Raw genomic sequence first — 18,590 nt, 5'->3', positions numbered from 1 at the left:
GCGTGCGCAACCCGGCGGAGCGGGGTGCGGCTGCGCCCACCCTCCCCCAAGCTCTCGGCTTCGCTCGAGCAGGGGGGACCCCCATCGCCCCAGCGGCACGACTGCCCGCAGCTCACGCTCATCGTTAAGCGATTTGCATCCGGTCTCGTCGTTGACGTAACGTTGCATTCACCGACGCGGGGTGGAGCAGCTCGGTAGCTCGCTGGGCTCATAACCCAGAGGTCGCAGGTTCAAATCCTGTCCCCGCTACTGAAGGCCGAGGGCCGGAATCCGAAAGGGTTCCGGCCCTCGGTGTGTTCAGCGCCGGTGGCCCACCGCCTCCTCGTAGAGGGAGCGGGTCACCGTCCGCGACTCCGGGAGGGAGTCGCCTTCGGCCACTCCCTGGGCCCGGTACGCCGCCTGGAGGCGGTCCGTGGTGCCCCTGCGGATCTCCCAGTCCATGCGGAGCGACGGGGTGGAGCGGAGGATCGACGGGTCGGTCTTCAGAAGGTTCGCCAGATACGTGACGTAACTCTCCTTCTGTTTGTAGTCGGCCGCGAAGTACGTGTTCACCGTGCGGATGTACGCCCGCAGCAGGGCCACTCCCGCGTCCATGTCGTCGTTCAGCAGGCTCGGGCCGTACAGCATGCCGCCCAGGGGCTCGCCGGCCGGCTGGCCGCCCAGGAAGGCGTAGCCGGGTTCGCCGTCGACGCGGCGCCACACCGGGTCCAGCAGCCAGGCCGAGTCGACGCCGCCGTTCCGCAGGGCCGTGAGGACGTCGGCCGAGCCGAGTTGCTGGTAGCGGATCCGGTCGAGGCCGCCGCCGTGCCGCTCCAGGGCCTGTTCCATGGGGTAGGCGATCACCGAGCCTTTGCCGATCATCGTCCCGAGCCTGCGGTCCGCCATGCGCACGGACGTCGCCGTCTCGCCGTCCTTCAGCCGGACCCACAGGCCGCTCTTGGACTTCGGGCCGGGTGAGAAGTTGCCCGCGACCCAGCGGATGGTGAAACCGCCCCGGATGCCGTTCATCACGGCCGCCTCCGGGGCCGCCCAGAGCGCGTCGACCTCGCCCTTGGCCAGCAGCGGGAGCGCCTCGGGCGTCGGCAGGACCTTCAGGGTGACGTCCAGGCCCTCCTTCTCGAACTCGCCCTTGTCGAGGGCGACCCGCAGCGGTGCCACGTACTCCGCGCCGAGGGTGCCGGTCGCGATGGTCAGCTTCCGGGGCTCGGGGAGGCGCCGCGCGGGCGGGGAGCCGGGGCGGCAGCGGGCCGGTGAGCGGTCGGGGGCGAGGTCGGCGGGGTCCGTCCAGGATCCGGTGCCGCAGCCGTCGACCGGGCGGATCGCGCGCGTCCGCTCGTCGGCCTCCGGTGCCGAGGTCCCGGAGGAGGGGGACGAGCAGGCCGCCGACACCAGCAGGGCGGTCAAGGCCAGGGCGAGACGCCGCCTCATGACTGCCCCCGTCCCCGGTCGCGCGGTGCCCACGGCGTGAGCAGCCGCCCGGCGAACCGGACCAGTTCGGAGAAGAGCACGCCCAGGACGGCGACGCAGACGATGCCGACGAACATCACGTCGTTCTGGAAGAGCGCCCGGGAGTCGAAGATCAGGTGTCCCAGGCCGTCGGTGGCGGCGATCTGCTCGGAGGCGACGATCACCAGGACCGCCACGCCCGCCGCGATCCGGGCGCCGACCAGGACGGCGGGCAGGGAGGCCGGGAGCAGGACGTGGCGGAACATCTGCCACGCGGAGGCGCCGAAGACCCGGCCGGCGTCGCGGTGGCCGTCGGGGACCGCCATCACCGCCGACATCGTGGAGATCCAGACGAAGAAGAACACCGTGGTCGCCACCAGCGCCACCTGCGGGCCCTCGCCCAGGCCGAACATGTTCAGGAAGACGGGGAGAAGGGCCAGCTTCGGGACGACGTACAGCGCGTCGAGGAGCGGTTCCAGGGCGGCCCGTACCAGCGACAGCGAACCCATCAGCAGGCCCAGCAGGTAGCCCGCCGCCGTGCCCACCGCATAGCCCGCCAGGACGCGCCGGCCGGTCGCCCACACGTCCGGCCACAGATCGCCGGCCGCGGCCCGGTCCCAGCCGTCCGCGAGGATGGTGGACGGCGCCGGGTAGACGCGTTCGTCGATCCAGCCCCGGAGGGCCGCCAGCTGCCAGAGCAGCACCAGAAGGGCGGGCACGGCCGCGGCGAGGGACAGTTCCAGGGCGCGGCGGCGGCGATGGGTGCGTACGGGGTGCAGTTCGCGCGGGCCCGGGCGGCGGACCAGGACCGAGCCCCGCGTCTCGGGAGCGACCGTGGTCATGCGGGCACCGCCTCCTTACGCAACAGGTCCCACAGCTCGCTCTTCAGGGCGGAGAACTCGGGCGTGGCGCGGACGTCACCGGTGCGCGGGCGCGGGAAGGGCGGTCGGCGCTCGGCGATGATCCGGCCCGGGCGTGCGGACATCACCAGGACGCGGTCGCCCAGGACGATCGCCTCCTCCAGGCTGTGGGTGATGAACAGGGTCGTCGTGCGCAGTGCCTGGGTGATCTCCAGCAGCTCGTCCTGGAGGATCGTGCGGAGCTGGGCGTCCAGGGCGGCGAAGGGCTCGTCCATCAGCAGCAGTTCGGGCTCGACCGCGAGGGCGCGGGCGATGGCGACCCGCTGCCGCATGCCGCCCGAGAGGGTCGCGGGGTAGGCGTGTGCGAAGTCGGCGAGGCCCAGGCGGGAGAGCCAGTCGGCGGCCCGGGCGTCGGCCTCCCGGCGCGGGACGCGCTGGACGTCGAGCCCGAAGCGGACGTTGGCCTGGACGGTCTTCCAGTCGTAGATGCCGTAGTCCTGGAAGATCATGGCGGCCGGGCGTGGGCCGGTGGTCCGGATCTCCAGCGTGCCGTCGCTGGGGCGGAGCAGTCCGGCGGCGATGCGCAGCAGGGTGGACTTGCCGCACCCCGAGGGGCCGGCGAGGCAGACGAACTCGCCGGGTGCGACGGTCAGGTAGAGAGGGCCGAGGGCGGCGACCGCGCGGGGGCCCCGGCCGAAGGCACGTGTCAGGTCATGGGCGGTGACTTTCGGATACGGCTCTCCCACTTCGGTCTCCTCGCGGAGTGCGGAACGGACTGGTGGGTGCCGTTGACCATATGACGACCCGTCAGATACGGGAAGTGTGCGGACACGGACAAGCCCCGGCACCGAGGGGTGCCGGGGCTGTCGCGCTGGTGGGTCAGGCGGCCGCGCAGTTCGGGCAGACGCCGCGGTACGTCATCTCGACGTCCGAGATCGTGAAGCCGAAGCGCTCCGAGTCGGGGAGGTCCGCCATCGGGTTGCCGACCGGGTGGACGTCCCGGATCGCGCCGCACCGGGCGCAGACCAGGTGGTGGTGCGGCCGGTGGGCGTTCGGGTCGTACCGCTTCGCGCGCTGGTCGGTGGAGACCTCGAGCACCTCGCCGAGGGACACGAGCTCGCCGAGCGTGTTGTAGACGGTCGCCCGGGAGATCTCGGGCAGCTTGGTGACAGCCCGGGCGTGGACCTCGTCGGCCGTCAGATGGACGTGCTCGCCGTCGAGGACCTCGGCCACGACACGTCGCTGCGCGGTCATACGCCAACCGCGTCCGCGCAGCCGTTCCAGAAGGTCACTCATGGCCACCAGCCTAACAGCAAAAGGGACCAGGTTCCGAACAGGTGTGAAGTTAGAGCCCCACTTGCTTTAGACAATGTCTATTGTAGGATCGAGAACGACTTTGGTCGATGGACAGGATTGGTCAGGAATGGCGCAGGAGGCGTACGTGACGCAGGGACCGCTCACCACGGAGGCCGGTGCTCCGGTCGCCGACAACCAGAACAGCGAGACCGCGGGCGCGGGCGGGCCGGTGCTCGTCCAGGACCAGCTCCTGTTGGAGAAGCTCGCCCACTTCAACCGGGAGCGCATCCCGGAGCGCGTGGTGCACGCCCGCGGCGCCGGCGCCTACGGCACCTTCACGGTGACCGCAGACGTCACCCCGTACACCCGCGCCGCCTTCCTCTCCGGGATCGGCAAGCAGACGGAGACGTTCCTGCGCTTCTCGACGGTGGCGGGCAACCTGGGTGCGGCGGACGCCGTCCGCGACCCGCGCGGCTTCGCGCTGAAGTTCTACACCGAGGAGGGCAACTACGACCTCGTCGGCAACAACACCCCGGTGTTCTTCATCAAGGACGCCATCAAGTTCCCGGACTTCATCCACACCCAGAAGCGCGACCCGTACACCGGGTCCACGGAGGCGGACAACGTCTGGGACTTCTGGAGCCTGTCGCCCGAGTCCACGCACCAGGTGACCTGGCTGTTCGGCGACCGCGGCATCCCGGCTTCCTACCGCCACATGGACGGCTTCGGCTCGCACACCTACCAGTGGCAGAACGAGGCCGGCGAGGTCTTCTGGGTCAAGTACCACTTCAAGACCGACCAGGGCATCAGGAACCTCACCCAGGCCGAGGCCGACCGGCTCGCCGGTGCGGACCCCGACTCCCACCAGCGCGACCTGCGCGAGTCGATCGAGCGCGGTGAGTTCCCCTCCTGGACCGTGCAGGTGCAGATCATGCCGGCGGCGGACGCGGCGACGTACCGCTTCAACCCCTTCGACCTGACCAAGGTCTGGCCGCACGCCGACTACCCGCCGATCGAGATCGGCAAGCTGGAGCTCAACCGCAACCCCGAGAACATCTTCGCCGAGGTCGAGCAGTCGATCTTCAGCCCCGCCCACTTCGTGCCGGGCATCGGGCCGTCCCCGGACAAGATGCTCCAGGGCCGCCTCTTCGCGTACGGCGACGCACACCGCTACCGCGTCGGCATCAACGCCGACCACCTGCCGGTGAACCGCCCGCACGCCACCGTGGCGCGCACCAACTCCCGTGACGGCTTCCTCTACGACGGCCGCCACCGGGGCGCGAAGAACTACGAGCCGAACAGCTTCGGCGGCCCGTTCCAGACGGACCGTCCGCTGTGGTCCGCCACGGCCGTGCACGGCGTCACGGGCAACCACCCGGCCCCGGTGCACGCCGAGGACGACGACTTCGTGCAGGCGGGCAACCTCTACCGCCTGATGAGCGAGGACGAGAAGGAGCGGCTGATCGCCAATCTGGCGGGCTTCATCGCCAAGGTCTCGCGGGACGACATCGCCGAGCGGGCGATCGACAACTTCCGTCGGGCCGACGAGGACTACGGCAAGCGGCTGGAGGCCGCGGTCCAGGCCCTGCGCGGCTGAACTCCAGCGCTGGACCGCTTGCGGTAGGGACGGGCCGGGCCCCCACGACGGGGCCCGGCCCGTCCGCGCTGTGCCCTGGGTGCCGTCAGGCGGGCACGTGCTGCCGCGCCGGCACCCAGCAGCGGATGATGTCGCGGACCGAGACGATGCCGGCGGGTTCGTCGCGGTCCAGCACGATGAGGTGGCGGAAGCCGCCGTGGGCCATGGCGCGGGCCGCCTCCTCCAGGGTCCAGGCCGGCGCGGCGAACACGACGTCGGTGGTGGTGTGGGCGTGGACGCGCTCCTGGTCCGGGTCCTGGCCCAGGCCCACGGAGTTGAGAATGTCGCGTTCGGTGAGGATGCCGATGCCGCCGGCGTCAGGGTCGTGGACGATGGCTGCGCCGACCTTGCGGGCGGACATCAGCGCGGCGGCCTGGCGAAGGGTGTGGGTCGGGCCGATCGTGAGGACGACGGTGGTCATGGCGTCACGGACGAGCATGGATGGAGCCACCTCCTGGGAGTGTCCCCGCCGTTTGTTCATTCTTTCACAAATTCACAAGCGGGTGGACTCTCAGGGTGGCAGGTAAAGGGAGGGTCAACAAGGGGGCGCTCGGTAACAGCGGGGGGTGCTCAGTAGCGTTGGTTGAGATACCCGAGCAACTCGTCGTGCAGCAGGCCGTTCGAGGCGGCCGCGTTGCCGCTGTGCGGGCCCGGGCGGGAGTCGAGTCCCGTGAACGTGCCGCCGGCCTCCGTGACGATGATCGCGGTCGCGGCCATGTCCCACAGGGACAGCTCCGGCTCGGCGCACATGTCGACGGAGCCCTCCGCGACCATCATGTACGGCCAGAAGTCGCCGTACGCGCGCGTGCGCCAGACCTCGCGGGTGAGGTCCAGGAAGCCGTCCAGGCGGCCCTGCTCCTCCCAGCCGCTGAGCGAGGAGTACGCGAAGGAGGCGTCGGCGAGCTTGCCGACCTGGGAGACCTTGAGCCGGGAGGCCTTCGTGAGACTGCGGCCGGTGAAGGCGCCATGGCCCTTCGCGGCCCACCAGCGGCGGCCGAGGGCGGGGGCGGAGACGACGCCGACGACGGGCTGGAAGCCACCCTCGCCGGCTTCCATCAGGGCGATGAGGGTGGCCCAGACGGGGACGCCGCGGACGTAGTTCTTGGTGCCGTCGATGGGGTCGATCACCCAGCGGCGGGGGCCGGTGCCCTCGACGCCGTACTCCTCGCCGAGGATCGCGTCCCGGGGGCGGGCGCGCTGGAGCTGGCCGCGGATGAGTTCTTCGGCGGCCTTGTCCGCTTCGCTCACCGGGGTCATGTCCGGTTTGGTCTCGACCTTGAGGTCGAGGGCCTTGAACCGGTCCGTCGTCGCGGCGTCGGCGGCGTCGGCGAGGACGTGGGCGAGACGCAGGTCGTCGAGGTAGTCGGGCATGTGTCGAACGGTATCTGCCGTGGTGGGGGTGGGGCTACCGCGGGTTTGTGTGGGTGTGGGGGCGTTGTGGGGGGTCGGCGTTCATCGGGTGCTCGGTGTTGGTGCTCGAGCAGGGGGACCCCCATCGCCCCAGCGGCACGACTGCCCGCAGCTGAGCAGTAAGGCCGAAAGGTGTCCCTGTGTGTGGTCGCGGGCCCTTGACAGTGGTTTCGGGCGCGTCAAATCTGGGCGCACAGCCGCTCGCCCCAAGGGGAGGCGATGATGCCTGCAGCGCGGGAATCTCTACTGGACGCCGCTTACACGGCACTGGTGCGCCGGCCCTGGTCCGCCGTACGCATGGTGGACGTGGCCGCGGCGGCCGGAGTGTCCCGGCAGACGCTGTACAACGAGTTCGGCAGCAAGGACGGGCTCGCCCGGGCGCTCGTGCGCAGAGAGGCCGACGGCTATCTCGCGGGAGTCGACCGCGCCCTCGCCGGACAGGGCGACCCTTGCGACCGGCTCGCCGCGACCGCCGAGTGGACCACCTCCGCCGCCCGTGAGAACGCCCTGGTCCGTGCCATGCTCACCGGCTGCTGGTGCGAACGGCTGCCCGCCCCGCCCCTGTCGGCCGTCTCCTCCACCTCCGCCGCACCGGCCCAGCGCCGCGCCGACGGGCCACTGCCCTCACCCGGAGACTTCGTCACCCTCGTCCGCGATCGCGCGGTCAAGGTCCTGGCCGGACCCGGCACGACCAAGTCCGACACCGCCGACCTGGCCCGCTCCTGCGAACTCGCCGTCCGGCTCGCCCTGTCCTGCGTCGCCGCGCCGGCCGGCGAGGGCGGCGTCGCCGGACTGGTCGGCACCGCCCTGCAACGACCGGCCGGCTGACACGACGTCAGTGGGCCGATCCCGACAACTGCAGGCCGACCACGCCGATGATGACGAGACTGATCGACACGATCTTCAGCGCCGACACCAGGTCGCCCAGGAAAATCATGCCGTAGATCGCCGTGCCGGCCGCGCCGATGCCCGTCCACACCGCGTACGCGGGACCCACGTCGAGTCTCCGCAGCGCCAGGGTCAGCAGCCCGAAACTGCCGAGGGCGAAGATGCAGAACGCGACCGTCGGCCACAGCCGGGTGAAGCCGTGGGACAGTTTCAGACACACGGCGAAGCCGGTCTCCAGCAACCCGGCCACGATGACCAGCAGCCACGCCATGAGTCGTTCCTCCCGTGTCCCACGTTCAGCGACCGCTGAGTCGGCTGGAGCTGGTTCGCCGGATTCCCCGGCGTGCGGTCGGTCCGGCGTCCGGCTCGGTGCGATTATGCACTTGCCATCCACACGCTCTGACAAACAACGCGGAGGTCAGTCGCCTTCCTTCCGCTCCCGCGTGGCCAGCAGCCGCCGCAGCGAGTACAGCCGCGCCGGGTCCGCGTGCCCCTCGGCCACCCAGGCGTCCAGCGCACAGTCCGGCTCGTCGTGGCTGCACGCGCGGGGGCACCCCTCGGTGCCCGGCTCCAGGTCGGGGAAGGCGTGGATGACCCGGGACGGGTCCACGTGGTTGAGGCCGAAGGACCGCAGGCCCGGGGTGTCGATCACCCAGCCGTCGCCGCCCGAGAGCGGCAGCGCCAGCGCCGAGGTGGTGGTGTGCCGGCCTCGGCCGGTCACCGCGTTCACATGCCCCGTCGTACGCCGCCGCTCCTGGGGGACCAGCGCGTTGACCAGGGTCGTCTTGCCGACACCGGAGTGACCGACGAAGGCCGTGATCTTGCCGTCGAGGTGCTCGCGCACCCGGTCGACGGCGACGCCGCTGTCCAGTTCGGCGCGGCTGGTGACGACGTAGGGGATGTCGAGGTCGCCGTACAGCTCCAGCAGCTTCTCGGGCGGGGCGAGGTCCGACTTGGTGAGCACCAGCAGGGGGTCGAGGCCCCCGTCGTAGGCCGCCACGAGACAGCGGTCGATCAGTCGCGGGCGGGGCTCCGGATCGGCCAGCGCGGTCACCACGGCGAGTTGGTCCGCGTTGGCGACGACCACGCGCTCGAACGGGTCGTCGTCGTCCGCTGTGCGGCGCAGGACCGAGGTCCGCTCCTCGATGCGCACGATCCTCGCGAGGGTGTCCTTCCTGCCCGACAGGTCACCGACGAGCGCCACCCGGTCGCCGACCACCGCCGCCTTGCGGCCCAGCTCGCGGGCCTTCATCGCCATCACCACACGGTCCTCGACCAGGCAGGTCAGGCGGCCCCGGTCGACCGTGAGCACGAGCCCCTCGGCGGCGTCCTCGTGCTTGGGGCGGATGTTCGTCCGGGGCCGGGTGTTCCGGCGGCCCGGGCGGGTGCGGATGTCGTCCTCGTCGGTGTGCTTGCCGTAGCGCCGCATGACGTGATCCCCGCGTCCTACGCCCCGAGCATCCCGGTCCAGAGGTCGGGGAAGTCGGGCAGGGTCTTCGCCGTCGTCGCGACGTTCTCGATCTGCACTCCCTCCACCGCGAGGCCGATGATCGCGCCGGCCGTGGCCATGCGGTGGTCGTCGTAGGTGTGGAAGATCCCGCCGTGCAGGCGGCGCGGGCGGATGTGCAGACCGTCGGCGGTCTCGGTGACGTCACCGCCGAGTTCGTTGATCTCCTTCGTCAGCGCGGCCAGCCGGTCCGTCTCGTGCAGCCGCAGGTGCGCCACGCCGCGCAGGGTCGACGGCGAGTCCGCGAGGGCCGCGACCGCCGCGATGCCCGGCGTCAGCTCGCCGACCTCGCCCAGGTCGACATCGATGCCGTGGATCGAGCCGGAGCCGGTGAACACGAGCCCGTACTCGGTGAGTTCGCAGGAGCCGCCCATCTCGGTGAAGATCTCGCGCAGCCGGTCACCGGGCTGGGTGGTGCGGGTCGGCCAGTCGGGGATGACGACCTTGCCGCCGGTCACCAGGGCCGCCGCGAGGAACGGCTGGGCGTTGGAGAGGTCCGGCTCGATGACGAGGTCCCGGCCGAGCAGGGCGCCCGGCGTGACCCGCCAGACGTTCGGCTCGCCGCCCGACTCGGGCGTGTCCACCTGGGCGCCGACCGCGCGCAGCATGTCGACGGTCATCCGGATGTGCGGCATGGAGGGCAGCGTGCTGCCGGTGTGGCGGACCTCGACGCCCTGGTTGAAGCGGGGGCCGGACAGCAGCAGGGCGCTCACGAACTGCGACGAGGAGGACGCGTCGATCGCGACCTGGCCGCCCTCCAGGGCGCCGCTGCCGTGCACGGTCAGGGGCAGCGCGCCACGGCCGTCGTCGTCGATCCGGGCGCCGAGCTGACGCAGCGCGTCGATGACACCGGTCAGGGGACGCTCGTAGGAGCGGGGGTCGCCGTCGAACCGGATGGGGCCGTCGGCGAGCGCGGCGACCGGCGGCAGGAACCGCATCACCGTGCCGGCGTTGCCGACGTCGACCGTGGCCGGGCCGCGCAGGCCCGTGGGGAGCACTCGCCAGGCCTCGCCGGTGCCGTCGGGGCCCACGCCCTCCTCGATCTCGACGCCCATGGCGCGCAGCGCGCCGGCCATCAGCAGGGTGTCGCGGGAGCGCAGCGGTCGGCGCAGCCAGCCGGGCTCGGAGGCGAGGGAGGCGAGGACCAGGGCGCGGTTGGTGACCGACTTGGACCCCGGCACGTGGACCGTCGCGTCGACGGCTCCGCTCGCGTGCGGGGCGGGCCAGAGGGCGGTGGGGTTCAGTGCCATGCCCTTACTTTATAAGCAGGCCGTTGTTCGGGTGCGGCGCCGTTGGGGCTGGTCGCGCCCGCGCGGTGGAGCCGCACCTCGACGCAGTCCCGCGCCCCTGGTGATGCTGCCCCTTCGGGGCGCGTCACAGGTCCAGCAACCAGCGACCCCCGCCTATCAGCGAGCACAACGACACCGCGTGGAACAGGAAGAGCCACAGCCCCGCCGGCACATGCGTCAGCCGCGACAGCTGGTCCGCGTCCGAGTCGCCCGCACCGCCCCGCGACCGCTTCGCCTGGAGCTCGAACGCCGGCCGCACCCCGCCCAGCAACAGGAACCACACCACCACGTACGCGAACGCCGCCTGGACCTGCGGACCGGCCAGCCAGGAGACCAGGACGAACAGCCCACCGGTGATGATCATGGTCAGGGCGCCGTAGGCGTTGCGGATCATCACGAGCATGGCCAGCAGCAGGGCCGTGGCCGCCCACAGCAGGAGCGTGATGCGGCCGGCGCCGAGCAGGGCCGCGCCGCCGAGGCCCAGCAGGGGAGGGGCGGTGTAGCCGGCGGCCGCGGTGAGGATCATGCCGATGCCGTGCGGCTTGCCGCGGCTGACGGTCAGGCCGCTGGTGTCCGAGTGAAGGCGTATGCCGGTGAGCGTGCGGCCCGTGAGCAGGGCCACGAGCCCGTGACCGCCCTCGTGGGCGATGGTGATGGCGTTGCGGGAGATGCGCCACAGACCGTGCGGGACCACCACGGCGAGCGCGGCGGCCAGGGTCGCGAGCACCACCCAGAGGTCGGGGTCGGGCTGAGTACCGGAGACCTCGTCCCAGAGGGAGGCGAGCGAGGCGGATGCGGTGCTGTCCATGTGCGGCGATGGCTCCCTGTGGTCGGATGGAATCTGGCAGTGTGGCACGTATGTGCGGACGGTATGCAGCGAGTCGTAGGCCCGAGGATCTCGCAGGAATCTTTGAGATCGAGAAGTGGGAGCCCGAGGAGACCCTCGAGCCGGACTACAACGTGGCGCCCACCAAAGAGGTCTACGCCGTCCTGGACCGCCCCCTGAAAGACGCCGACGACCCGCGGCCGGTTCGGCAGCTGCGCACGCTGAAGTGGGGGCTCGTCCCGTCCTGGTCGAAGACCCCCGAGGGCGGCGCCCGGATGATCAACGCCCGCGCGGAGACCGTCCACGAGAAGCCGTCCTACCGTCGCGCCTTCTCCTCCCGGCGCTGCATCCTGCCCGCCGACGGCTACTACGAGTGGGTCACCGGCACGCAGGAGCGCGAGCTGGAGGTCGAGGGCAAGAAGAAGCGCCCGCGCAAGCAGCCCTACTTCGTGACGCCCGCGGACGGGTCGGTCTTCGCGATGGCCGGGCTGTACGAGTTCTGGCGTGACAAGACCCTGCCGGACGACCACCCGCAGGCCTGGTGGGTGACGTGCTCGGTCATCACGACGGAGGCGGAGCAGAGCCCCCTCGCGGTGTCCCCGGCCGACGGGCCCAGGGCCCTGGCCGACATCCACCCCCGGATGCCGCTGATGCTGACGCCCGACCGCTGGGACGCGTGGCTCGACCCGTCCCGCACCGGCAACGACGAGCTGCGCGAGCTGCTCGCCCCGCCGCCCGGCGGCCTGATGCGCGCCTACCCCGTCACCACCGCGGTCAGCAACGTCCGCAACAACGGACCGGAGCTGCTGAAGGAGCTGGAAGGGCCCGAAGAGGGCACACTCTTCTGATGTGACGCATGTGACGAAGACGGCAGGCACGACCACCGAGACCGTCGAGACCGACGCCGGAACCGCCCGCATCACCTGGCACGCGGCGAAGAAGGCCCGGCTGGTCCTCGCCGTCAGCCACGGCGCCGGCGGTGGCATCGAGGCCCGTGACCTGAAGGCCCTGGCCGAGGTGCTGCCCGCCCACGGCGTGACCGTGGCCCGGGTGGAGCAGCCCTGGCGGGTGGCCGGGAAGAAGCTGGCGCCCGCGCCGAAGACGCTGGACACCGGCTGGCGGGGCATCTGGCCCGCGCTGGCGAGGCCCGGGCTGCCGGTCGTCTCGGGCGGGCGCAGCGCCGGGGCCCGGGTCGCCTGCCGTACCGCCGCCGAGCTCGGCGCCCACGCCGTCCTCGCCCTCAGCTTCCCGCTCCACCCGCCGGGCAAGCCGGAGAAGTCCCGAGCGGAGGAACTGCTGGGTTCCGGGGTGCCCACGCTGGTCGTCCAGGGCGGGAACGACCCGTTCGGGAAGCCGGAGGAGTTCCCCGAGGGGCCCTACCGGCTCGTGGAGGTCCCGTACGGGGATCACGGCTTCGCCGTGCCGAAGCGTGCGGAGATCTCGCAGGACGAGGCCGTGGCGGTCATCACGGACGCGGTCGTCGAGTGGACCGGGTCACTGGGGTAAAGCTTCGGGAATGCCGGGGCGGCGGTCACTGTTGTGCGGGACGTACGTGCTGAGACCAGCACCGACGCCGTAGGAGAGGGAGTCCGCCGCATGGGTTCGACCATCTGCCCGACCCGCAGCAGCCGCGCCGACCTGGAGTGGACGGTGCTGCACGCGGGCAAGACCGCCCCTGTTCGGGCGGCGGGCGGACCGGATCGTCGTCTATCCTCCGATTCGGGTGAGACCGGTTTCGGTCTCACGAGAACACTGGAGGAGGTGGGTCCGGTCACAGGGACCGACGCAGGGACCGAACACGGCCAGGCGGAGCAGCCCGAGGGCCAGGGCGGCACGGGTGCGGAGACGGCCGCGGAGCGCAGTGCGCGCTTCGAGCGGGACGCGCTCGAGTTCCTCGACCAGATGTACTCGGCCGCGCTGCGCATGACGCGCAACCCGGCCGACGCCGAGGACCTGGTGCAGGAGACGTACGCCAAGGCGTACGCGTCCTTCCACCAGTTCCGCGAGGGCACCAACCTCAAGGCGTGGCTGTACCGGATCCTCACCAACACCTTCATCAACTCGTACCGCAAGAAGCAGCGCGAACCTCAGCGCAGCGCGGCCGAGGAGATCGAGGACTGGCAGCTCGCCCGCGCCGAGTCGCACATGTCGACGGGCTTGCGCTCCGCGGAGTCGCAGGCGCTCGACCACCTGCCCGACTCGGACGTGAAGGAAGCGCTCCAGGCGATCCCCGAGGAGTTCCGCATCGCCGTCTATCTCGCGGACGTCGAGGGGTTTGCCTACAAGGAGATCGCCGACATCATGGGGACACCCATCGGTACGGTGATGTCCCGGCTGCACCGGGGCCGCCGTCAGCTGCGCGGCATGCTGGAGGACTACGCCCGTGACCGCGGGATGGTCCCGGCCGGTGCCGGAGAGTCGAACGAAGCGAAAGGCTCGGGGTCATGAGCTGCGGAGAGCCGCACGAGACGGATTGCAGCGAAATCCTCGATCATCTCTACGAGTTCCTCGACCGTGAGATGCCGGACTCGGACTGCGTGAAGTTCGAGCACCACTTCGAGGAGTGCTCGCCCTGCCTCGAGAAGTACGGGCTCGAGCAGGCCGTGAAGAAGCTCGTCAAGCGCTGCTGCGGGCATGACGACGTGCCGGGCGACCTGCGGGACAAGGTCATGGGGCGGATCGACCTGATCCGCTCCGGCCAGGCGGTCCCCGACAAGGACGTCACCGCCTCGCCTGCCACGCCGACGGAGTCCTGACACTCCTGCGCCTTTCAACTACCCCCCCGAGGGGGTAGTCATCCTCGAAGGCGTCACCCGAACGTGCTAACCCGCGGACTATCGGCCCGCGAAGCCCCCACCGGCGCCCTAGGCTCCGGGCCTGATGGTCATGGCCGGGGAGGGGCTCATGGAAGCGGTACCGGCGCGGACACGTGTGTATGTCGCCTGTGTCGCCGTAGCCGCCCTGTTCTGTCTGCTGCCGCCGCCGGGCGTCCGCACGCCCTGGTGGGCGGTCGCGCTGCTCGCCGCGCTGTACGCCGGCTGTGAGCGTGTCGCCCGGTCCCGGTTCGCGGGGATCTCCCACCCCGTCGGGACCTTCTACCCCGTACTGCTCGCCGGTGCGTTCCTGCTGCCCGCGTCCGCCGCCGCCCTGGTGGCGGTGCCCGGTGCGCTGCTCTCGCCCGCCGGGCAGCGACCGGTGGCGCTGCGGCGGATCTGGCGGGCGGCCCAACTCGTCCTCGGCGTGTGGACCGCGGCCCGGGTGCACTCGGCGCTCGGCGGGCGGGACGCCGTGCTCGAGGGCGACGTCCCCTACGCCCTCGGACCGGCCGGGGCGGCCGTGCTGGCGTTCTGCCTGGTGCTCGCGCTGCTGGACGGCGGGATCCTGGTCGTGGCGGAGCGGGTGCCGGCGCGGCGGGCCTGGCGGGGGCTGGTGGAGCGCTCCCTGGCGCCGATCGCCGTGCACGGGCTCGCCGGGCTGATGATGGCCGTGCTGTGGCGCAGCCCGTACGGGCCCGTGGCCGCGCTGCTCGTGCTGCTGCCGATGTGCGTCTCCTGGTGGGCCTTCGCGCAGTACCACCGGGAACGGGCCGCCCACCAGGCGACCATCCGGGCGCTGGTCCAGGCCGTCGACATCAAGGACGGCTACACGCGCGGGCACAGCGAGCGCGTCGGGCAGGCCTCCATGATGATCGCCCGCGAGCTGGGCATGGCCGACGAGCGCGTCGAGGTGCTCCGCTTCGCCGGGATCCTGCACGACGTGGGCAAGCTCGGCGTGCCCACCCGGCTGCTCAGGAAGGACGGGCCGCTGACGCCCGAGGAACGGCGGGTGATCGAGCTGCACCCCGAGTACGGGCACGAGATGGTGCGGGGCATCGGCTTCCTCGGCGAGGCCCGCGCCGCCGTACTGCACCACCACGAGCGGCTGGACGGCAGCGGGTACCCCTACGGGCTGCTGGGCCGTCAGATCCCGGAATCCGCACGGGTGGTGGCGGTCGCGGACGCCTTCGACGCGATGACCTCCACCCGGAGCTACAGCCGGGCCCGGCCCGTCGCGGTGGCTCTGGCGGAGCTGGAGCGGTGCGCCGGCACCCAGTTCGACCCGGTGATGGTCGCGGCTCTCGTGGAGGCCGTCGGCCGGGTGGGATGGCGGCCCGCCGTGACCGCCGACGACGCCCGTACGCCCCGCGTTCCCCCGCCCGGCGCGCCCGTCCCCAGCCGGCCGGGAGCACACCGATGAGCGCCTACCGGCCGCCCCCGCTGTTCACCCTCGTCCACGCCTGCGCCGCCCTCCTGGCCGCCGGATCCCTCGCCGTCACCCTCTACGACGGGCTGGAGGAACGCCGGGTCGCCCTCGCCTTCGGTGTCCTCGTCACCGTGGGGGAGCTCACGCGGCGCAACGGGGCGCAGGTCCGGGAACCCGCGCCGCTCGGCGCCGCCGCGGCCCTGTCGTACGCGCTGCTCGGTGAGGCCGGCGGCCGGCCCACGCACCACGGCGTCGCCCAGGCCGTCGCCGTCGTCCTGGCCGCCTCGCTGCTCGGCAGTGTGCCGCACGTCGCCCGCGGACAGGGGCCCACGCTCGACCACCTGGCCCGCCGCATGCTCACCGTCGGGTTCGTCGCCCTCTGCTTCCAGCCCCCGTACAACCGGGGCATGTTCGACGACTGGGGCGGCCCCGCCTACGCGCTGCTGCTGCTCGCGCTGCTGTCCCTGACCGCGCTGTGCGACGCGGTGCTCGCCGCCGCGCTGGCCCACTCCCGCACCGGCTGGCCCTTCGGGCCCGTGCTGCGGGACGAACTGCGCGCCCTGCTCGGCATCGGGTCCGCCGTCATCGCCACGGGTGCGGTGATGGCGCTGGCGGTCGCCGTCGTGGGCCTGTGGGCGCTGCCCGTCTTCTCCGTGCCCCTGCTGCTCGCCCAGATGTCCTTCCGGCGGTACGCCGCCGTCCGGGCGACCTACCGGCAGACCATCGCCTCCCTCGCGCGGGCCACCGAGGTCGCCGGATACACCCCCTGCGGACACGCCCGGCGGGTGGCCGCGCTCAGCCAGGCGGTGGGGCGTGACCTGGGCCTCACGGAGCCCGAGCTGACGGTGCTGGAGTACGCCGCGCTCATGCACGACATCGGCCAGCTGAGCCTCGTCGACCCGGTCCCGGCGGGCGCCACCGCCGCCCTGCCCGCCGCGGAACAGCGGCGGATCGCCCTGCTCGGCGGAGCCGTCGTCCGGCAGACGGGCGTCGACGAAGCGGTGGCCGTGGTCGTGGAGCGGCAGGCCGACCCCTACGCCGAGCAGCCGCTCGCCGCGCGGATCGTCCGGGCGGTCAATGCGTACGAGGAGAAGTCCCGGGAAGGTGGTCCCGGCGGGCCGCTGACGGCGCTGGAGGAACTCCGGCTCGCCACCGCCGGGGAGTACGCCCCGGAGGTGGTGGAATCACTGGCCCGGGTACTGGCAAGGAGCAGTCTGACCCTGCCCGTGGCTGGGTAACCCATGGGTAATGAGCGCCCTCGAGGCCGCACGTGGTTGGATGCGAAGGAGAAGGTGTCCGGGGGCTCGCAACACAGCTACGGCCAGCCCACCGCACGGAACTGGCAGGCGGGAATCGTGAGGATCTTCGGCAAGGGACGGAACCGGCCCTCCGCCTCCTGGCGGCAGGCCACAGACCGGGCGTTCACACTCATCGGCGACGGCCGGTACGAGGACGCCGGCGCACTGTTGACACGTGCCGCCGACCTGGAGCCGTGGCTCTCCGAGTCCTGGTTCAACCTCGCTCTGCTGCACAAGTTCCGGCACGACTGGGAGCAGGCGAGAGCGGCGGGGCTGAGGGCCGTGGCCCTGCTCGACCGGGACACCGGCGCGCCCGACTGGTGGAACGTCGGCATCGCCGCGACCGCCCTCCAGGACTGGCCGCTGGCCCGGCGCGCCTGGCAGGCCTACGGGCTGCGGGCGCCGGGGGCCGCCAACGACGCCGGTGAGCCCGTCGGCATGGATCTCGGCAGCGCGGCCGTCCGGCTGTCCCCGGAGGGGGAGGCCGAAGTCGTGTGGGGACGGCGGCTGGATCCGGCGCGGATCGAGGTGCTGTCCATTCCGCTGCCCTCGTCGGGGCGGCGCTGGGGTGAGGTCGTCCTGCACGACGGCGTGCCGCACGGGGAGCGGACCACGGCCGCCGGGCACACGTACCCGGTGTTCGACGAGATCGAGCTGTGGGCGCCGTCCCCGGTGCCGACCTGGGTGGTGCTGCTGGAGGCGGCGACCGAGTCGGACCGGGACGCGCTGGAGCAGCTCGCGGCGGACGCCGGGTTCGCGGCGGAGGACTGGTCCTCTTCGGTGCGGTTGCTGTGCCGGATGTGCTCGGAGTCACGGATGCCGTCGGACGAAGGGGACGGGGAGCATCTCGACCCGCATGATCACAGTGAGCCGGGGCATCCCGGGCCGCTGGGGCACCGGACGGACGGGCAGCTGTGGGTGCCGGAGCGGGAGTGCGGGCTGGCTGCGCCGGCTTCGCTGGTCCGGGGGTTGCTGGACGGGTGGGTGGCCGACAGTCCGGACTCTCGTGACTGGCGGGATCTGGAAGAGGTGTGCTGAGGCCGTCGTGCCGCTGCGGCGGCGGTGGGGGCTGGTCGCGCCCACGCGGCGGAGCCGCACATCGGCACAGCCCCGGCCCCTGAGGGGGCGCCTTCCCCGTACCCTGTATCAGCATCCCAGCTTGGATTTGTTCAGGAAGGCGTACGTAACGTCATGGCTCAGCAGGACACCGATCAGCAGCGTGCGGGCGTGCTTCCCGTCGATGACGAGGGGTACGTGATCGACACGGAGGACTGCGAGGAGCGCGAGGCGGCCTGGCGGGAGCGGGGGACCTCGCGGCCGATCACGGTGGTCGGGAACCCGGTGCTGCACAAGGAGTGCAAGGACGTCACCGACTTCGGTGACGAGTTCCAGCAGCTCGTCGCGGACATGTTCGCCAGCCAGCGCACCGCCGAGGGCGTGGGTCTCGCCGCCAACCAGATCGGCGTCGACGCGAAGGTCTTCGTCTACGACTGCCCCGACGACGAGGGCGTCCGGCACACCGGTGTCGTCTGCAACCCCAAGCTCGTGGAACTGCCCGCCGAGAAGCGCCGGCTGGACGACAGCAACGAGGGCTGCCTGTCGGTGCCCACCGCGTACGCGCCGCTGGCCCGGCCCGACTACGCCGAGGTGACCGGGCAGGACGAGAAGGGCAACCCGATCAAGGTGCGCGGCACCGGATACTTCGCTCGGTGTTTGCAGCACGAGACGGACCACCTCTACGGCTACCTGTACATCGACCGGCTCTCCAAGCGGGAACGCAAGGACGCGCTGCGGCAGATGGCCGAGAACGAGCCCCGCTACCCCGTGGTGGCCAACGACTGAGGCGTCGGCCTCACCTCAGCCTCACCAGGAGAACGGCGTCTGTTCGGGTT

General features: G+C 71.7%; 20 protein-coding genes and 1 tRNA gene. 11 read left to right on the top strand and 10 right to left on the bottom strand.

The features are described 5' to 3' along the window. The first annotated feature begins 175 nt into the window (after positions 1-175). Positions 176-249 (top strand) — tRNA-Met (locus ABEA82_RS06135). Positions 250-297: 48 nt separating this feature from the next. Here ABEA82_RS06135 and ABEA82_RS06130 read toward each other — a convergent pair. The 4 genes from ABEA82_RS06130 to ABEA82_RS06115 form a co-directional block, all read right to left on the bottom strand. Next, positions 298-1,428: an ABC transporter substrate-binding protein gene (locus ABEA82_RS06130; protein ID WP_345660341.1), complete on the bottom strand. Its 1,131-nt coding sequence runs from the start codon at positions 1,426-1,428 to the stop codon at positions 298-300. Further along, positions 1,425-2,288 (bottom strand): ABC transporter permease, encoded by an 864-nt coding sequence (locus tag ABEA82_RS06125; RefSeq protein ID WP_345660340.1) that lies wholly within the window; start codon positions 2,286-2,288, stop codon positions 1,425-1,427. Before ABEA82_RS06125 ends, ABEA82_RS06130 begins: the two co-directional genes overlap by 4 nt. After that, positions 2,285-3,052 (bottom strand): ABC transporter ATP-binding protein, encoded by a 768-nt coding sequence (locus tag ABEA82_RS06120; protein WP_345660339.1) that lies wholly within the window; start codon positions 3,050-3,052, stop codon positions 2,285-2,287. Before ABEA82_RS06120 ends, ABEA82_RS06125 begins: the two co-directional genes overlap by 4 nt. Positions 3,053-3,185: 133 nt before the next feature. Beyond that, positions 3,186-3,602, bottom strand: a complete 417-nt coding sequence (locus tag ABEA82_RS06115; protein ID WP_345660338.1) for a Fur family transcriptional regulator — start codon at positions 3,600-3,602, stop codon at positions 3,186-3,188. 145 nt (positions 3,603-3,747) lie between these two features. On the opposite strand from ABEA82_RS06115, the gene ABEA82_RS06110 reads away from it, so the two are divergent. Continuing rightward, entirely contained in the window at positions 3,748-5,199 is a 1,452-nt protein-coding gene (locus tag ABEA82_RS06110) for a catalase (RefSeq protein WP_345660337.1), read from the top strand. Between the two features lie 85 nt (positions 5,200-5,284). Here the strand turns inward: ABEA82_RS06110 and ABEA82_RS06105 are convergent, their stop codons facing one another. Together ABEA82_RS06105 and hisN are read right to left on the bottom strand one after the other, a co-directional pair. Next, the gene (locus ABEA82_RS06105; RefSeq protein WP_345660336.1) at positions 5,285-5,677 is read right to left on the bottom strand and encodes a CBS domain-containing protein; all 393 of its coding nucleotides are present in this window, start codon (positions 5,675-5,677) and stop codon (positions 5,285-5,287) included. A gap of 131 nt (positions 5,678-5,808) precedes the next feature. Beyond that, positions 5,809-6,609, bottom strand: coding sequence for a histidinol-phosphatase (gene hisN / locus ABEA82_RS06100; protein WP_345660335.1), 801 nt, complete (start codon positions 6,607-6,609; stop codon positions 5,809-5,811). Between the two features lie 258 nt (positions 6,610-6,867). Here hisN and ABEA82_RS06095 point away from each other — a divergent pair, with 258 nt between their 5' ends. Continuing rightward, the gene (locus ABEA82_RS06095; protein WP_345660334.1) at positions 6,868-7,476 is read left to right on the top strand and encodes a TetR/AcrR family transcriptional regulator; all 609 of its coding nucleotides are present in this window, start codon (positions 6,868-6,870) and stop codon (positions 7,474-7,476) included. A gap of 7 nt (positions 7,477-7,483) precedes the next feature. Here the strand turns inward: ABEA82_RS06095 and ABEA82_RS06090 are convergent, their stop codons facing one another. From ABEA82_RS06090 to ABEA82_RS06075, 4 genes are all read right to left on the bottom strand, one after another. Next, the gene (locus tag ABEA82_RS06090; protein WP_345660333.1) at positions 7,484-7,807 is read right to left on the bottom strand and encodes a DMT family transporter; all 324 of its coding nucleotides are present in this window, start codon (positions 7,805-7,807) and stop codon (positions 7,484-7,486) included. Between the two features lie 147 nt (positions 7,808-7,954). Then, on the bottom strand, positions 7,955-8,965 hold the full coding sequence (gene rsgA / locus ABEA82_RS06085) for a ribosome small subunit-dependent GTPase A (protein WP_345660332.1): 1,011 nt from the start codon (positions 8,963-8,965) through the stop codon (positions 7,955-7,957). A gap of 17 nt (positions 8,966-8,982) precedes the next feature. Further along, positions 8,983-10,293, bottom strand: a complete 1,311-nt coding sequence (gene aroA, locus ABEA82_RS06080; protein WP_345660331.1) for a 3-phosphoshikimate 1-carboxyvinyltransferase — start codon at positions 10,291-10,293, stop codon at positions 8,983-8,985. Positions 10,294-10,417: 124 nt separating this feature from the next. Beyond that, positions 10,418-11,140, bottom strand: a complete 723-nt coding sequence (locus ABEA82_RS06075; protein ID WP_345660330.1) for a M50 family metallopeptidase — start codon at positions 11,138-11,140, stop codon at positions 10,418-10,420. A gap of 50 nt (positions 11,141-11,190) precedes the next feature. Between ABEA82_RS06075 and ABEA82_RS06070 the strand changes: the two genes are divergently transcribed. From ABEA82_RS06070 to def, 8 genes are all read left to right on the top strand, one after another. Next, positions 11,191-12,006 carry an SOS response-associated peptidase gene (locus tag ABEA82_RS06070; RefSeq protein WP_345660329.1) on the top strand — a complete coding sequence of 272 codons (816 nt, stop codon included), beginning with the start codon at positions 11,191-11,193 and terminating at the stop codon, positions 12,004-12,006. A gap of 1 nt (position 12,007) precedes the next feature. After that, entirely contained in the window at positions 12,008-12,664 is a 657-nt protein-coding gene (locus ABEA82_RS06065) for an alpha/beta hydrolase family protein (RefSeq protein WP_425588487.1), read from the top strand. Positions 12,665-12,919: 255 nt separating this feature from the next. Next, on the top strand, positions 12,920-13,606 hold the full coding sequence (gene sigR / locus ABEA82_RS06060) for an RNA polymerase sigma factor SigR (protein WP_189723136.1): 687 nt from the start codon (positions 12,920-12,922) through the stop codon (positions 13,604-13,606). After that, the gene (gene rsrA / locus ABEA82_RS06055; protein WP_345660328.1) at positions 13,603-13,914 is read left to right on the top strand and encodes a mycothiol system anti-sigma-R factor; all 312 of its coding nucleotides are present in this window, start codon (positions 13,603-13,605) and stop codon (positions 13,912-13,914) included. The genes sigR and rsrA overlap by 4 nt, the downstream gene beginning before the upstream one ends. A gap of 148 nt (positions 13,915-14,062) precedes the next feature. Beyond that, positions 14,063-15,394 carry an HD-GYP domain-containing protein gene (locus ABEA82_RS06050; RefSeq protein WP_345660327.1) on the top strand — a complete coding sequence of 444 codons (1,332 nt, stop codon included), beginning with the start codon at positions 14,063-14,065 and terminating at the stop codon, positions 15,392-15,394. Further along, complete coding sequence (locus ABEA82_RS06045) at positions 15,391-16,638, top strand: HD domain-containing protein (RefSeq protein ID WP_345660326.1); 1,248 nt, start codon at positions 15,391-15,393, stop codon at positions 16,636-16,638. The genes ABEA82_RS06050 and ABEA82_RS06045 overlap by 4 nt, the downstream gene beginning before the upstream one ends. Before the next feature lie 117 nt (positions 16,639-16,755). Continuing rightward, positions 16,756-17,736, top strand: a complete 981-nt coding sequence (locus ABEA82_RS06040) for a tetratricopeptide repeat protein (protein WP_345660983.1) — start codon at positions 16,756-16,758, stop codon at positions 17,734-17,736. Positions 17,737-17,889: 153 nt separating this feature from the next. After that, entirely contained in the window at positions 17,890-18,540 is a 651-nt protein-coding gene (gene def, locus ABEA82_RS06035; protein ID WP_345660325.1) for a peptide deformylase, read from the top strand. The last annotated feature ends 50 nt before the right edge of the window (positions 18,541-18,590 follow it).

The sequence above is a fragment of the Streptomyces venetus genome (assembly GCF_039540295.1).
GTDB lineage: Bacteria > Actinomycetota > Actinomycetes > Streptomycetales > Streptomycetaceae > Streptomyces > Streptomyces venetus.
This window is presented reverse-complemented; position numbering and strand designations above follow the sequence as displayed.

Bases quoted from the DNA above. Each gene is read 5' to 3' on its own strand.
- ABEA82_RS06130 (WP_345660341.1), bottom strand. From the start codon at position 1,428: ATGAGGCGGCGTCTCGCCCTGGCCTTGACCGCCCTGCTGGTGTCGGCG.
- ABEA82_RS06125 (WP_345660340.1), bottom strand. From the start codon at position 2,288: ATGACCACGGTCGCTCCCGAGACGCGGGGCTCGGTCCTGGTCCGCCGC.
- ABEA82_RS06115 (WP_345660338.1), bottom strand. From the start codon at position 3,602: ATGAGTGACCTTCTGGAACGGCTGCGCGGACGCGGTTGGCGTATGACC.
- ABEA82_RS06105 (WP_345660336.1), bottom strand. From the start codon at position 5,677: ATGCTCGTCCGTGACGCCATGACCACCGTCGTCCTCACGATCGGCCCG.
- hisN (WP_345660335.1), bottom strand. From the start codon at position 6,609: ATGCCCGACTACCTCGACGACCTGCGTCTCGCCCACGTCCTCGCCGAC.
- ABEA82_RS06095 (WP_345660334.1), top strand. From the start codon at position 6,868: ATGATGCCTGCAGCGCGGGAATCTCTACTGGACGCCGCTTACACGGCA.
- ABEA82_RS06090 (WP_345660333.1), bottom strand. From the start codon at position 7,807: ATGGCGTGGCTGCTGGTCATCGTGGCCGGGTTGCTGGAGACCGGCTTC.
- rsgA (WP_345660332.1), bottom strand. From the start codon at position 8,965: ATGCGGCGCTACGGCAAGCACACCGACGAGGACGACATCCGCACCCGC.
- aroA (WP_345660331.1), bottom strand. From the start codon at position 10,293: ATGGCACTGAACCCCACCGCCCTCTGGCCCGCCCCGCACGCGAGCGGA.
- ABEA82_RS06075 (WP_345660330.1), bottom strand. From the start codon at position 11,140: ATGGACAGCACCGCATCCGCCTCGCTCGCCTCCCTCTGGGACGAGGTC.
- ABEA82_RS06070 (WP_345660329.1), top strand. From the start codon at position 11,191: ATGTGCGGACGGTATGCAGCGAGTCGTAGGCCCGAGGATCTCGCAGGA.
- rsrA (WP_345660328.1), top strand. From the start codon at position 13,603: ATGAGCTGCGGAGAGCCGCACGAGACGGATTGCAGCGAAATCCTCGAT.
- ABEA82_RS06050 (WP_345660327.1), top strand. From the start codon at position 14,063: ATGGAAGCGGTACCGGCGCGGACACGTGTGTATGTCGCCTGTGTCGCC.
- ABEA82_RS06045 (WP_345660326.1), top strand. From the start codon at position 15,391: ATGAGCGCCTACCGGCCGCCCCCGCTGTTCACCCTCGTCCACGCCTGC.
- def (WP_345660325.1), top strand. From the start codon at position 17,890: ATGGCTCAGCAGGACACCGATCAGCAGCGTGCGGGCGTGCTTCCCGTC.